18 protein-coding genes and 1 pseudogene are annotated in these 13,572 nt (G+C 60.3%); 11 read left to right on the forward strand and 8 right to left on the reverse strand.

Features of this window, described 5'->3' with window-relative positions; genetic code table 11:
* Positions 1-65 precede the first annotated feature (65 nt).
* On the forward strand, positions 66-707 hold the full coding sequence (locus AC07N4_RS05315; protein ID WP_102622717.1) for a TetR/AcrR family transcriptional regulator: 642 nt from the start codon (positions 66-68) through the stop codon (positions 705-707).
* Positions 708-711: 4 nt separating this feature from the next.
* Here the strand turns inward: AC07N4_RS05315 and AC07N4_RS05320 are convergent, their stop codons facing one another.
* The 3 genes from AC07N4_RS05320 to ggt form a co-directional block, all read right to left on the reverse strand.
* Positions 712-1,725 (reverse strand): lysozyme inhibitor LprI family protein, encoded by a 1,014-nt coding sequence (locus AC07N4_RS05320; protein WP_493065122.1) that lies wholly within the window; start codon positions 1,723-1,725, stop codon positions 712-714.
* 109 nt (positions 1,726-1,834) lie between these two features.
* The gene (locus AC07N4_RS05325) at positions 1,835-2,368 is read right to left on the reverse strand and encodes a cysteine hydrolase family protein (RefSeq protein ID WP_408984683.1); all 534 of its coding nucleotides are present in this window, start codon (positions 2,366-2,368) and stop codon (positions 1,835-1,837) included.
* Positions 2,369-2,434: 66 nt separating this feature from the next.
* Positions 2,435-4,162 (reverse strand): gamma-glutamyltransferase, encoded by a 1,728-nt coding sequence (gene ggt, locus AC07N4_RS05330; protein WP_102622698.1) that lies wholly within the window; start codon positions 4,160-4,162, stop codon positions 2,435-2,437.
* A 135-nt stretch (positions 4,163-4,297) separates the two neighbouring features.
* Between ggt and AC07N4_RS05335 the strand changes: the two genes are divergently transcribed.
* Positions 4,298-4,813: a methylated-DNA--[protein]-cysteine S-methyltransferase gene (locus tag AC07N4_RS05335; RefSeq protein WP_102622699.1), complete on the forward strand. Its 516-nt coding sequence runs from the start codon at positions 4,298-4,300 to the stop codon at positions 4,811-4,813.
* Here the strand turns inward: AC07N4_RS05335 and AC07N4_RS05340 are convergent.
* The 4 genes and pseudogenes from AC07N4_RS05340 to AC07N4_RS05355 all read right to left on the reverse strand — a co-directional run bounded on the left by AC07N4_RS05340 (position 4,810) and on the right by AC07N4_RS05355 (position 7,884).
* Positions 4,810-5,400, reverse strand: a complete 591-nt coding sequence (locus AC07N4_RS05340) for an NUDIX domain-containing protein (protein ID WP_096822633.1) — start codon at positions 5,398-5,400, stop codon at positions 4,810-4,812. The two genes, AC07N4_RS05335 and AC07N4_RS05340, sit on opposite strands and share 4 nt — an antisense overlap.
* A 119-nt stretch (positions 5,401-5,519) precedes the next feature.
* Positions 5,520-6,548: pseudogene (locus tag AC07N4_RS05345) on the reverse strand (chitinase); the annotation flags it as partial.
* Between the two features lie 39 nt (positions 6,549-6,587).
* Positions 6,588-7,223 (reverse strand): lytic polysaccharide monooxygenase auxiliary activity family 9 protein, encoded by a 636-nt coding sequence (locus AC07N4_RS05350; RefSeq protein ID WP_192558391.1) that lies wholly within the window; start codon positions 7,221-7,223, stop codon positions 6,588-6,590.
* A 223-nt stretch (positions 7,224-7,446) separates the two neighbouring features.
* A complete protein-coding gene (locus AC07N4_RS05355; RefSeq protein WP_273535945.1) occupies positions 7,447-7,884 on the reverse strand; it encodes a hemerythrin domain-containing protein in 438 nt (145 codons plus the stop codon).
* A 149-nt stretch (positions 7,885-8,033) separates the two neighbouring features.
* Between AC07N4_RS05355 and AC07N4_RS05360 the strand changes: the two genes are divergently transcribed.
* Positions 8,034-8,459, forward strand: coding sequence for a GNAT family N-acetyltransferase (locus AC07N4_RS05360; RefSeq protein ID WP_493065123.1), 426 nt, complete (start codon positions 8,034-8,036; stop codon positions 8,457-8,459).
* Between the two features lie 20 nt (positions 8,460-8,479).
* Here the strand turns inward: AC07N4_RS05360 and AC07N4_RS05365 are convergent, their stop codons facing one another.
* Positions 8,480-8,830 carry a hypothetical protein gene (locus AC07N4_RS05365; protein WP_102622704.1) on the reverse strand — a complete coding sequence of 117 codons (351 nt, stop codon included), beginning with the start codon at positions 8,828-8,830 and terminating at the stop codon, positions 8,480-8,482.
* Between the two features lie 136 nt (positions 8,831-8,966).
* On the opposite strand from AC07N4_RS05365, the gene AC07N4_RS05370 reads away from it, so the two are divergent.
* From AC07N4_RS05370 to AC07N4_RS05405, 8 genes are all read left to right on the forward strand, one after another.
* Positions 8,967-9,296 (forward strand): DUF6388 family protein, encoded by a 330-nt coding sequence (locus AC07N4_RS05370; protein WP_096822638.1) that lies wholly within the window; start codon positions 8,967-8,969, stop codon positions 9,294-9,296.
* A 25-nt stretch (positions 9,297-9,321) separates the two neighbouring features.
* Positions 9,322-10,026 (forward strand): YoaK family protein, encoded by a 705-nt coding sequence (locus AC07N4_RS05375; protein ID WP_102622706.1) that lies wholly within the window; start codon positions 9,322-9,324, stop codon positions 10,024-10,026.
* A 77-nt stretch (positions 10,027-10,103) separates the two neighbouring features.
* Positions 10,104-10,496, forward strand: a complete 393-nt coding sequence (tusD, locus tag AC07N4_RS05380; protein ID WP_493065206.1) for a sulfurtransferase complex subunit TusD — start codon at positions 10,104-10,106, stop codon at positions 10,494-10,496.
* Between the two features lies 1 nt (position 10,497).
* Positions 10,498-10,854, forward strand: a complete 357-nt coding sequence (gene tusC, locus AC07N4_RS05385; protein ID WP_493065124.1) for a sulfurtransferase complex subunit TusC — start codon at positions 10,498-10,500, stop codon at positions 10,852-10,854.
* Positions 10,854-11,147 (forward strand): sulfurtransferase complex subunit TusB, encoded by a 294-nt coding sequence (tusB, locus tag AC07N4_RS05390; protein ID WP_493065125.1) that lies wholly within the window; start codon positions 10,854-10,856, stop codon positions 11,145-11,147. Before tusC ends, tusB begins: the two co-directional genes overlap by 1 nt.
* Positions 11,144-11,479, forward strand: a complete 336-nt coding sequence (locus AC07N4_RS05395; protein WP_273535954.1) for a TusE/DsrC/DsvC family sulfur relay protein — start codon at positions 11,144-11,146, stop codon at positions 11,477-11,479. Before tusB ends, AC07N4_RS05395 begins: the two co-directional genes overlap by 4 nt.
* Positions 11,476-12,477: a glycosyl transferase family protein gene (locus AC07N4_RS05400; protein ID WP_493065126.1), complete on the forward strand. Its 1,002-nt coding sequence runs from the start codon at positions 11,476-11,478 to the stop codon at positions 12,475-12,477. Before AC07N4_RS05395 ends, AC07N4_RS05400 begins: the two co-directional genes overlap by 4 nt.
* 91 nt (positions 12,478-12,568) lie before the next feature.
* Entirely contained in the window at positions 12,569-13,570 is a 1,002-nt protein-coding gene (locus AC07N4_RS05405) for a glutathione S-transferase family protein (RefSeq protein ID WP_493065127.1), read from the forward strand.
* Positions 13,571-13,572: the final 2 nt, after the last annotated feature.

Consider the following 13,572-nt stretch of genomic DNA (forward strand, 5'->3'; position numbering starts at 1 on the left):
TGGCTTAACCGCTATATAGTTTTGTATATTGCGAGCCCGAAATGGCCAGACCTTCCATGCCGTCCATGAGCAGCATCCGCGAACGCAACCAGCAACAAATCCTCAAAGCCGCCAGCGAAGAGTTTGCCGCCAACGGCTTTGACGCGACCCAGACCCGCGACATCGCCGCCCGTGCCGGGGTGCCCAAGGCCAATCTGTATTACTACTTCCAGAGCAAGGAAAACCTCTACGGCAAAGTGCTGCTCGGCTTCGTCGAGCCGCTGCTGGAAGCCTCGGCGGTGCTGCGCGAAAGTGATGACCCGCTGATCGGCCTGCGCGCCTACGTCGCCGCGCGCATCCGCATTGCCCGCGAGCATCCGGCGATTGCCAAAGTGTTCAGTGGTGAACTGCTATTGGGCGGTCACCAGTTGCCTGACGAATGCCGTGACCTGCTGCATGCCGAAGCCAGGCGCAATGTCGAGTGCCTGCGCAGTTGGATCGAACGCGGCTTGCTGGCCCCGGTCGATCCCGAGCATTTGATGTTGTTCATCTGGTCGGCGACGCGCACCTACACCAATATCGGCTGGCAGATGGGGCGCATCACCGGGCGGGAAGTGCCGCAGGATGAGGATTATGCGGTGGCGGCGGATACCATTACGCGGTTGGTGTTGGGCGGTGTGGTGTCCGAGCCGGTGAGTGATGCTCGCAGGTTGATGTTTGCGACTTGAAGAGTCAGGGCATGAAATCCAGCGGCAGCGTTCCTTCAGCCGACTTCTGCTTGTACCAGGCCTGCATGGCATCGGGTAAACGAGTCTTCCATTGCGGCACGTTGGTGTAGTAACGGACACGGGATTTTCCCTGTCCGTCGTAGGCCATCACCATTACCCACAACTGATTGTCTGGCGCACTCATGAACATCGCGGTATTGCCCAGACCACGCATCCACATCTCCACCATTTGACTGCCCGGCACATCGGCACTGGGGTCGCCAGTCATCATTGAGCCGGATATTTCCACCAGCAATTGATAGTCAGTCTTGAGCAATGTGCGCAACGTTTCGTTTTCTTCAGTTGAACGGGCCAAACCGAGGCTGAGCAAATCGTAATCAAGCTTCAAGGGTTCGTCGGATGCCACATAACGGCCGGCGTAATAAACACCCATCCCACCGCCGCAGTCGGCATCGGCACCGTCCTGCATCACGTGGAGTATTCCGTTGATTGCCGTAAAACTCAGCGAACATTGTTCTTCGTCGTAATCGGCCTGTTTCCCCTTCAACGAAGCAACGCCTTCCAGATTGCCGGAGTTACCGCCCTCCGCTGCCGAAACATCAAAATTTATATGCGTCGCGTCGCGCCGCTTGGTTTTTATTTCTGCGGCTGACGAAGGGCTTCCTGGGATGAGCTGCCAGGTAGAGTCCCAATTGAACGGCTTGGCGGCGTACTCAAGTTCGGCAATCCGCATCAGATATTCCCGACGCAGACAGGCCATCTGTTGGTCGCAGCCCTTGCGGTTCTTCAGCCACTGCCGCTGGTCGTCCTTGAGCGCTTGCGGGTCAGCCACCTGCGCCAACGTTGTCTGCCAAAGCCCCCCAAGCTTCTCATCAAGTCTCGACGTATACGGATCAGCGCAAATGGCTTTTTCAACCGGGCTGGAAGCGCCAACGCAGTCAAAACTGGCAGCGTAAGTGTTGGCAGCAAAAACGAGGGACGTCAGCAGCAAGGCGTGACGGAGATTGAAAGCGAGCATCGACAGATTCCATTCCTGAGGCGGCGGCAGTATGCCGCGCCCGGGCTATCGATGCTCTGGATTTTTCACCGGTTGCAGGCAGACAACCGGGGGCTTCGGCAAAAGAGCATCAGAACGCGATGTCAGCCGCCGGCTTCACATCGATCCGTGCCACGGAACCGGTCAGGTGCGCCCAGTCCTTGTTGTGCTCGGCGATGATGTCTTCGGCGCTCATGTTGCCGTTGTCGACGGTGGAATGCGCGTCGGCGGCCAACTCCACGTCGTAGCCCAGTTGATGGGCCTGGCGCACGGTGGCGTTGACGCAGTAATCGGTTTGCAGGCCGCAGATCACCAGGCGGTCGAAGTCTTCCCGGGGGATCAGTTTCTGCAGGTTGGTCTGGTAGAACGAGTCGTTGGCGGTCTTGTCGACGCGCAGATCGCCCGGCGCGGTTGCCAGGCCGTCAGCCAGTTGCCAGCCCTCGGCGCCGTGGGCGAGCGGGCTGTCTTTTTCGTTGTGCTGGATCAGCACCACAGGAATGCCGGATTTGCGGGCACGGGCGCTGAGGCCGTTGATGGTGTCGATCACCCGTTTGATGTCGTGGCACTCGTATTCGCCTGTGCACAGGGCGCGCTGGACATCGATGATCAGCAATGCGGTGGTCATGGTGAGCCTTCCTTGATCGGTCCTTGAGACAGGGGCGGACGTGTGCCCGCCCCCTTTTTACCCTTCTCAGTAACCCAATGACAACCCGGTGTTGCGCCGTGGATCGTTGGCGCCGTAGAAGCGGTTCTTGCCGACCGGTTTACCGCCCAGCGACGGCGCACCGACCAGAATCGCAGCGATGTGGTTGGCGTCCTGCGGACCCGCGAACTTATGGCCCCAGCTCTCGAGAATCTTCTTCGTGTCGGGGCTGGCGGCGAAGTCTTCGAGGTTGGTCTGTTCCGGCATCCACTGCTGGTGGAAACGCGGCGCATCGACCGCTTCCTGCAGGCCCATGCCGTAGTCGATGACATTGAGCATGGTCAGCAAGGTTGCCGTGATGATGCGACTGCCACCCGGCGTGCCCACCACCATCACCACCTTGCCGTCCTTGGTCACGATGGTCGGGCTCATCGACGACAGCGGCGCCTTGCCGGGCGCGATGGCGTTGGCTTCGCCCTGCACCAGGCCGTACATGTTCGGCACGCCGACTTTCGAGGTGAAGTCGTCCATTTCATCGTTGAGGATCACCCCGGTCTTGCTCGCCATCACGCCTGCGCCGAACCAGTCGTTGAGGGTGTAGGTGACAGACACCGCGTTGCCCCATTTGTCGACGATCGAGTAGTGCGTGGTGTTGCTGCCTTCGTGCGGCGCAACGCCGGGTTTGAGTTCCGCAGACACGCCGGCCTTCTGCGGCTGGATCGCGTTGCGCAGCTTGGTCGCGTAGTTCTTGTCCAGCAGGTGTTCGATCGGGTTCTTCACGAAATCCGGGTCGCCCAGATAGCTGTTGCGATCCACATACGCGTGGCGCATCGCCTCGATCTGGTAGTGCATGCCCTGGGCCGAATGGAAGCCCAGATCCTTCATCGGGTAGCCTTCGAGGATGTTCATGATCTGGCAGATCACCACCCCGCCGGAGCTTGGCGGCGGTGCCGACACGACGTGATAACCGCGATAGTCGCACTCCACCGGAGCCAGTTCGCGGGTCTTGTATTTGTCGAGGTCAGCCTGGGTGATGATGCCCTTGTTGGCCTGGCTGGACGTGACGATCGCGTCGGCGACCCAGCCTTTATAGAAACCGTCCGCACCTTTTTCGGAAATGGTGCGCAGGGTTTTACCGAGGTCCTTCTGCACCAGTTTCTGCCCGACCTGCATCGGCTCACCGTTGCTCAGAAAGATCGCTCCGGAATCCTTGATGTCCTTCTTGAACACGTCGGTGGCGTATTCCAGCAGTTCGACGTCACCCTGCTCCAGCGCAAAACCGTCTTCGGCCAGTTTGATGGCCGGGGCAATCATTTCCTTGCGCGGTTTGGTGCCGTACTTGCTCAGCGCCAGCTCCATGCCGGACACGGTGCCCGGCACGCCGACCGCGAGGTGGCCACGGGTACTCAGGTCCGGAATGACGTTACCGTCCTTGTCGAGGTACATGTTGGCCGTCGCGGCCAGCGGGGCTTTTTCGCGGAAGTCGAGGAAGGTCTTGCGCCCGTCCGCCAGTTGAATGGTCATGAAACCACCACCACCGAGGTTGCCCGCCGCCGGGTAAACCACCGCCAGTGCATAACCCACGGCGACCGCCGCATCCACCGCGTTGCCGCCACTTTTCAACACGTCGACACCCACGTGAGTGGCCAGGTGCTGGGCGGTGACCACCATGCCGTTTTCGGCGGCGACCGGGGCAACCGAGGCGGCGTGAGCCATGAGGCAGCTGAGCGCCAACGAGGTCGCAATCAGCGATTTGGCAAAAGGTTCGTACTTCATGAGTCGGTCTCTTCTTTTTATAAGGTAGGAAAGCGCTTCAAGAGCATCAGCCAGTATGGTCGCGATTACGGTTTGCGCCTCCCCGATCCGGCAGTATGCTGGGCGCTGTTGCCGAGCCGATCCGGAGTTTTCCCCATGGCCTACACGTTCATCACCCTGCCCTCGCCCGTGGGCGAGTTGAAGCTGGTCGCGAACGGTTCACGACTGGCCGCCATCCTCTGGGAAAACGACAAACCGAACCGGGTGCGCCTCGGGCCGATGAACGAAGCCCCGGACAATCCGGTGTTGATGAAAACCGCGCAGCAACTGGAAGAATATTTTGCCGGGACGCGAAGTGCGTTCGATCTGGATCTGGATTTCGCCGGCACCGAGTTCCAGAAAAAGGTCTGGGCCGCGTTGCTCACCATTCCGTTTGGCGAAACCCGCACCTACAGCCAGATTGCCCGGCAGATCGGTCACCCCAGCGCAGTGCGCGCCGTCGGCGCGGCGAACGGCAAAAACCCGATTTCGATCATCGCGCCCTGTCACCGGGTGATCGGCGCGTCGGGAAAACTGACCGGGTTTGCCGGAGGCCTTGAAGCCAAGGAGCGGTTGCTGACACTGGAAGGTGGCCAGTGGTCAGACATCGGCAAGACCGGTGATCTGTTTTAAGCGCCGAAGAAGTGATTCATCGCCGCGTACTGCAACAGCATGATGGTCTTGGCATCGCAGATTTCGCCTCGATGAAACGCTGCCAGTGCATCGTCGAAACGCCACTCCAGCACTTCAAGTTCTTCGGTTTCCTCTTCCAGGCCGCCGCCATCGCCGACCTTCGACTTCGCGTCATATTCGGCGACGAAGAAGTGCAGCTTCTCGGTCACTGAGCCCGGGCTCATGTATGCCTCGAACACCTTCTTCACGTCATGCACGCGGTAACCGGTTTCCTCCTCGGCCTCATCGCGAATGCGCTGCTCCGGTGCTGCGCCTTCCAGCAACCCGGCAGCGACCTCGATCAGCAAACCGTCGTGACCGTTGACGAACACCGGCAGACGGAACTGGCGAGTCAGTACCACTGTGCGTTTTTCGCGGTTGAACAACAGAATTGCCGCACCATTGCCACGGTCGTAGACCTCGCGGGTCTGGCGTTGCCATTCACCGTTGTTGCGCAGGTAGTCGAAAGTGATTTTCTTCAGCAGATACCAGTCGTGGGACAACACCTGAGTGTCGACGATATTGATCCGCTCGGCGGTGTTGGGCATGACGCTTCATCCATTGTTGTCATCGGGAGGCCCCATGTTAGGCGAAAAAAAGCCCGGCAGCGCTACCGGGCTTTTTTATTCGATTACCGCTGGCGGGCCATGTCCGCAACCGCGACATCAGGCTCCGGCGAGGCCGCTCCTGCGCCGTTGATCAACGGTCCATAACGCCGACTGAACTCCCAGTTGTACGGCACGCGATCCTTGCTGGTGCCGTTGTCCCAGTTCACCGACCACGTCATCAGGCCCTTGATCGGGTGCCCTTTGACCGCCAGGCGTTTCATCGCATTGCCGACCACGTTCTTGTCGATCACGTAACCGGTGGCAGCGGCGTCGACGTTGGCTGGCAGGCCGATGACGAACTTGTCCGCAGGGATTTTGGTGAATCCGCGAGTGCCGGTCACCAGACTTTCGGTCAGGTAATAGAGGAAGTCCTCTTTCAGCGCATCGTTGTTCTGCGCGATCCACGCACCGTTGCCGTTGTTGGCCTCCGGTACCCAGACACCGTCACCGCCCTGGTTGTAGAACTGCGGCGCGATGAAGTCGTAGTAGCCTTCCAGCGCCTGCAAGTAACCGACGTATTTGCCAGTGGTGGTCAGGTACGGAAACTCCGGGGCCATGCTGATGATGAAATGCTTGCCCTGGCCTGCGTAGTGATCCTTGACCAGTTTCAGGGCGGCCGGCAGGACGGTCTTGTTGGCAGCGAAATCAATCGCGCTCTGCTCAAGATCGATGTCCAGCCCGTCGAAGCCGTAGGTCTCCACCAGACGGATGATTTCGTTGGCCAGCGGTTGCTCCTGCCCGGCACGCAACTCGATGTGCGCATCGGCGCCGCCGAGGGAAATCAGCACGGCCCGGCCCTGACTGTTGAGTACGCCAACCTGGCGGCGGAACTCGGCATCGGAAACGTTGAACGGCTTGAAGGTCGGTATCCCGCTGCCCTTCATGAACGCCACCGCAACCACGTTGTAGTCCTTGGGCACGTTTTCCAGGGCGATGTTGGCGAACTGACCACGCTGATAGCCATCGCTCGGGCCGGCCGGCCAGTTGTGCCAGAAGCCCATGAGGATTTTCTTGCCGGCGATGCTCGGCATCAGCGAAGCCGCGTCGCTCGCCTGGTTTTGCAATAAGGTGAAGTCGATATTTGACATGTTCTAATCCTTCAGAACGTGTAGGTGGGTGTTACGGACTTATTTGAAGTCCACATCGAAGGCCTGATAGAAGGCGTTGCCGGTGTTGGCGACGATCCACATCAGGACAACAACGTGATGACCTTGCTTGTTGGCCGGAAGTTTCACCGCGTGATTGACCTTGGCCTTCAGCTCCGCCGCATGACTGTAGTACGGCACTTGCGGATAGAAGTCCTCGGCGAACGGTTTTGCTTCCAGTTGTGCACGGGTGATGCGTTGTTTCGGGTCCCAGCCATCCTTGGTGATCAGCCAGCGGTAACCGCGAGTGGTGTGCGGCGCGGTGTATTCCCATTTGACTTCAAGGGTCTGGCCAGGGGTGACGTTGAGCAGCGGCCAGGTGAACGGACGACCGAGTTTCTTGCTCATTTCCTCGTCGGTGAAGTTCACGCAATCGCGGGCATCGTCCTTGCCACCGCTGAGAATGTGGCCGTCGGCCGGAGGCACGACACTCGGGTTATCCGACTCGAAAGGCGCCGGGAACGGGCCGGCCACCAGTGCCGGGAAGTTCTTGCCACCTTCCATCTCGTTGACCTGCCAGCCACCGAGCAGTCCTTGTTCGATGGCCACCGCACCGCGGCTTGCAGGGGAAATGACGCGACCGTGTCGCAGTTGGGTTTGAGCTTGTGGTTGGTTCATGTTTTTCACTCCGTTGATTTAAGAACTCTCCTTTCCGAGGAGAGGCCTTCAAGCTAACGGAGGGGGATTTTTTGTCCATCGGCGGTTTTGTCGCAGCCTGCGGCGGTGAAATGCGTAAAACACCGAAAATACTGGATATAAATACAGTACATTGCGACGACACTCACCCAACGCATGGCAAAAAGCCTACACGGCGTCATTACAAAAACCTGCATTCACCAACTCAGGGAAGCTGCGCCTTGAACTCCTTTTCATACTGCCCGGCGAGCTGTTCTTTCTGTTTGTCGTCGAGCAGCTTGCCAGCCATCTGGAAGAACTTCTGCTCCTCCTCCTTCAAGTGGTGATGGACCTTGTCCGAGAGCTTTTTCGCCGTGGCCAGCCAGGCCGGGCTGGACATTTCGGTCTCGTCGAGCTCCTCCATCATTTCGTCCATTTCATGGTGTTCGGCGATGGCGTGGCGACTGAGATCGACGCCGTTGTCGAACTCCATCAGCGGGATGTAGAAGTGGCGCTCTTCGGCCGTTTCGTGGGCCTGCAGTTCGGCTTTGAGTTGCTTGTAGGCTTCGACGCGTTCCGGGGTATCGCCGCTGGTCTTGATCAAGGTCTTGGCGTAGCTGCGCTGCCGGTCGTGGCTTTCGCGAAGGGCTTCGAAAATATTCATGGACTCTCCCAGGCAAACGCATTCGGAATGAACGCCTTCAAGGGCTAGACCCCAACGCTGGAGCGACGGTTCCAACTGTTCGATGCCGGGATGGATCAATTGACCGAGGCGCGATAGGCTGCCGGTTCACTGCCATAAGGATGTTGCACATGAGTTTACGGATCGAGCTGTCGCAAGACTCTACAGAAGAAGAACGCCTGGCCATTCTGGCGCCGCTGCACGCCTACAACGTCGCTCAGGCCGGGATTGCCGTATCGGAGCCGCTCACGCTGCTGGTACGCGATGAACACGACACCATTCTGGGTGGACTCTATGGCCGGTTGGTCTGCCAGTGGCTGTTCGTCGATTTGCTGTCGGTGCCGGAGCAGGGTCGCCACCAGGGGATCGGGTCGAAACTGATGCGCATGGCCGAAGACCTGGCGCGTGAGAAGGGTTGCATCGGGGCCTGGCTCGACACCTTCGATTTTCAGGCGCCGGAGTTCTACAAGAAGCTGGGATATCGCCAGTTTGGCGAGTTGTCGGATTACCCGCCGGGGCACAAACGCATGTTTTTCCAGAAGCGTCTGGACGTCTGACCCCCGCGGATCGCCAGGTGTTACAGACAGGTCGCCAACGCCGCCAGCCGGCGCTTGGCGACAAAGTCATCCTTCTGCGCGTAGTAGCTCAGCACCGTGCCGGACGCATTCGTGGTCACGTCGACAAACGACTCCGCCGAACGGGTGTAGACCGTCGAACCGCCCTTCTTGCCCGGTTGCAGATACGCCGCCGCATCGACGCCGAACACCGCTTCGTCCTGCCAGGCGAATTGCACGCACTGGGCCACGACTTTCTCGGGTTTGTCCGAGCTCAGGACCTTGTAAGGGGTTTGCGTGCGGGCGTCTTCCATCGCCGAACCCGCGCAACCGGCCAGCAGGGTTGCCGCCAGTGCCACCATCAGCATTCGCATTGCATTCGCTCATTCGGAAAAAAAACGGACTGTATCACCGCAACGCGCAAAATCGTTCTGCTTTACTGCATTTAGAGCGCGACACCCGCCGGCCGCTGCGGCACATTAAAGGTCATCAGCCCCACAAGGAAACCCCATGGCGCCTACCGACCAGCGACATGAACATGCCCTGAAACTGTTTCTCGATGCACACCCTGAAGTGCGCGAAGCCCTCGATCATCTCAACCCGTTGCTGGCCCAGGCCAAAGGCGAAACCCCGGCACAGTACCGCGAAGAACGCCTGCACGAAGCCTTCGAAGCCGAGGCCGAAAGCCAGGGCTTGTTTGCCTGGGAACTGACGCTGCAACTGACCGCTGCAACGCCCGAGGACTATCAGGCGCAACGCCTGGAAGTGCACCGGGAAGTGGCGGAGATGGCCGGGATGGACTGGTTGGAATATTGCGACCTTTATGGCATAGAACCCTGACCTCTACGAAAGGACATCCGCACCAATGCTGCCAACCCTCTCGACTCACCGCGCCAGCCCCGGCCACTTGCATATGCAGAAATGGCGCGGTCGCGTAGGGCTGGCCATGGTGGCCGCGCTCTCGGTCCTGGCGGGGATGACCGATGCCATCGGCTTCATGGCCAGTGGTGACTTTGTTTCATTCATGAGCGGGAACACCACACGGCTGGCGGTGGCGATCAGTGATGGCGATGTGAGTCTGACGCTGCGGCTGGTGATCCTGGTCGCCACGTTCATCCTCGGCAACGCCCTCGGCGTGGTGATCGGTCGCCTCGGCAGGCGCCGCGCACTGCCGTTGCTGCTGTGCATCGCGACGCTGCTCTGCGGGGCCGCCGCCTGGCCGTCAGACGTGCAACTGCCGGCGCTGCTGGCGGCAATCACCGCCATGGGCATGCTCAATGCCGCGGTGGAAGAAGTGAACGGTCTGGCGGTCGGACTGACCTATGTCACCGGTGCACTCTCGCGGTTCGGTCGCGGTCTGGGACGCTGGATAATGGGCGAGCGGCGCAATGGCTGGCGCGTGCAACTGGTGCCGTGGAGCGGCATGTTCATCGGCGCCATCCTCGGTGCCGTGCTGGAGCATCACCTAGGGCTCAAAGCGCTGTACGCCAGCGGTTTGCTGGCTGCGTTGATCGGCCTGGTCTCGCTGAAAATCCCCCGGCGCTGGCAGTTGGGTTACATGCCGCGCTGAAGTCTGCGGCAACATCCACTTCGCCGCCCCGCCGAGAAAGCTTTATCATGGCCGCAGTTTTGCTGATCGAGTCCGTCATGAAGTTCGCCATTGCGTTGTTTTCCGCCGCCCATGCGCCCTCCTCGCGCCGCGCCCTGCTGTTTGCTCAGGCCGCGCTGGCCGGCGGGCATGAAATCGTCCGGCTGTTTTTCTATCAGGACGGTGTCTACAACGCGTCCGACGCCGTGGTCACGCCGCAGGACGAACTGGACCTGCCCAAACAGTGGCGAACGTTTATCACCGAACAAAACCTCGACGGTGTGGTGTGCATCGCCGCCGCTTTGCGCCGTGGCGTGTTGAATGCCGAGGAAGCCGGACGTTATCAGCGTGAAGCCGTGGCGGTCAGCGCGCCGTGGGAATTGTCCGGCCTCGGCCAGTTGCATGACGCGGTTCAGGATGCCGACCGTCTGATCTGTTTCGGAGGCGCATGACATGGCCAAGTCCCTTCTGATTATCAGCCGTCAATCACCGTGGTCCGGCCCCGGTGCCCGCGAAGCATTGGACATCGTGCTGGCCGGCGGCGCCTTCGATCTGCCGATCGGCCTGCTGTTTCTCGACGACGGCGTGTTGCAACTGGCCGCCGGGCAGAACGCCAAGGCCCTGCAACAGAAAGACCTGAGCGCCAACCTGCAAGCGTTGCCGATGTTCGGCGTCGAAGCGCTGTTCTACTGCGCCGACAGCGCCAGTGCTCGCGGCCTCGGCGATCGTTCGCTGGAGGAGGCTCAGCCTTTGGCCGCCGATGAAATCACCGCCCTCATTGACCGTTACGACCAGGTGATCACCCTCTGATGTCGACTTTGCATGTGTTGTCCCATTCCCCGTTCGGCGACGAACGCCTGACCAGTTGCCTGCGCCTGCTCGGTTCTGCCGATGCGCTGCTGCTGTGTGGCGACGCCGCTTATGCGTTGCAGCCTGGCACCGCGCCATTCATTGCGCTGGAAACCCGTCGGGTGAAACTCTTCGTTCTGGCCGAAGACGCGCAAGCCCGCGCCGTGCAGGTTCCGGATTGGGCCGAAGCCATCGATTACCCGGCCTTCGTCGAACTGTCGATCCACCACGACAAGGTCAATTCCTGGCTATGAATGCGCTGACCATCGGCGCCCGCGCCATCGAACTGGACAAGGACGGCTTCCTGGTCGACCTGAACGACTGGTCGGCCGAAGTCGCCAGCGCCCTCGCCGCTGCCGAAGACATCGAACTGAGCGCCGAACACTGGGAAGTCCTCGAACTGCTGCGCAGCTTCTATGCCGAATTCCAGCTGTCCCCGGCCACCCGGCCGCTGATCAAATACACCGCGCTCAAGCTCGGCGCAGAGAAAGGCAACAGCCTGCACCTGAACCGACTGTTCAAAGGCACCCCTGCCAAACTCGCCGCGAAACTGGCGGGCCTGCCCAAACCGACGAATTGCCTATGACCGACTATCCAGCGCTGACCCTCGAAACGCCCGCCGAGCACCCGTTCGCCCAGTTCGTGCGCATCCTCGGCAAGGGCAAGCGCGGCGCTCGCGACCTGACCCGTGAGGAAGCCCGGGAGGCCATGGGCATGGTGCTCGACGAAGCCGTCGAAGAAACCCAGCTCGGTGCCTTCCTGATGTTGCTGCGGCACAAGGAAGAAAGCGCCGAGGAAATGGCCGGCTTCACCGAAGCCCTGCGTGAACGCTTGCAGGCGCCAGCACTGAAGGTCGATCTGGACTGGCCGACCTATGCCGGCAAGAAACGTCACCTGCCGTGGTATCTGCTGGCAGCCAAGTGCCTGGCACAGAACGGTTTGCGCATCTTCATGCACGGCGGTGGCGCGCACACCGCCGGGCGTTTGTATTCCGAACAACTGCTCGGTGAACTGAACATTCCGCTGTGCCGCAACTGGCAACAGGTCGGCGCGGCGCTGGACAACGGTGGCCTGGCGTTCATGCCACTGTTGGACTGGGCACCGCAGCTGCAGCGAATGATCGATCTGCGCAATACCCTCGGCCTGCGTTCGCCTATTCATTCGCTGGCGCGGATCCTCAATCCGTTGGGCGCGCGTTGCGGCTTGCAGAGTATTTTCCACCCCGGCTATCAGGCGGTGCACCGCGATGCCAGCGGTCTGCTCGGCGATACGGCGATCGTGATCAAGGGTGACGGCGGCGAAATCGAGATCAATCCGGATGCCGACAGCCACCTGTACGGCACCACCGGCGGCGAGAGTTGGGACGAGGAATGGTCGCAGCTGTCGGCGCAACGCCACGTCAAACCGGCGTCGCTGGATGTCGAGCATCTGAAGGCCGTCTGGCGTGGCGACGTGGTCGACAGCTATCCGCAAATGGCCCTGATTTCGACCATGGCCCTGGCCCTGCGAGGCCTTGGCCAAAGTCGCGAACAAGCCTTCGAAACTGCCGAGCAATACTGGGCCGCACGGAACAAATCGATTTAACCGATCATTCACGCCCGATCTTTGCGCTTTTTGTTCGAACTCATCGGAATAGACTCGGCTCCAACGATTATTGGTTTCCGGAGTCTTGATCATGGGTTTACTCGTCGACGGCCGCTGGCAGGACAAGTGGTACGAAAGCAGCAAGGACGGCGCGTTCCAGCGCGAACAGGCGCAGCGTCGCAACTGGGTCACTCGCAACGGTGAGCCTGGCCCGAGCGGTGAAGGCGGTTTTGCCGCCGAGGCCGGGCGCTATCACCTCTACGTCTCCCTCGCCTGCCCTTGGGCGCATCGCACGCTGATCCTGCGCAAGCTCAAGGGCCTGGAAAGTCTGATCGATGTTTCGGTCGTCAGTTGGCTGATGCTGGAAAACGGCTGGACCTTCGACCAGAACCTCGGCTCGACCGGCGACAAACTCGATCACTTCGACTTCATGCACCAGCGCTACACCGCTGACACCGCCGACTACACCGGCCGCGTCACCGTACCGGTGCTGTGGGACAAAAAGCTCAAGCGCATCGTCAGCAACGAATCGGCGGAGATCATCCGCATGTTCAACAGCGCCTTCGACGACTTGACCGGCAACGATCTGGACTTCTATCCGGCGCCGTTGCGCGGTGAGATTGATGCGTTGAACGAGCGGATCTATCCCGCCGTGAACAACGGCGTGTATCGCGCCGGGTTTGCTACTTCGCAGAACGCCTATGAAGAGGCTTTCGATGATGTTTTTGCCGAACTCGATCATCTGGAGCAGCTGCTGGGCGCCAACCGTTATCTGACGGGTGAATACCTGACCGAGGCGGACGTGCGGTTGTTCACCACGCTGATTCGTTTCGACGCGGTGTATCACGGGCACTTCAAATGCAATCTGCGGCGGATCAGCGATTATCCGAACCTGTCGAACTGGCTGCGTGAGATGTACCAGTGGCCGGGCGTTGCCGAGACTGTGGATTTCCAGCACATCAAGAACCACTACTACGGCAGCCACAAGACCATCAACCCGACCGGGGTTGTGCCGAAGGGGCCGGAGCAGGATTTCAATGTGGCCCATGACCGGGACCGGTTGGGCGGGAAAGGGGTTTGGCGCAAAGGTTGAGA

Source organism: Pseudomonas sp. GW821-FHT09E04 (genome assembly GCF_059416185.1).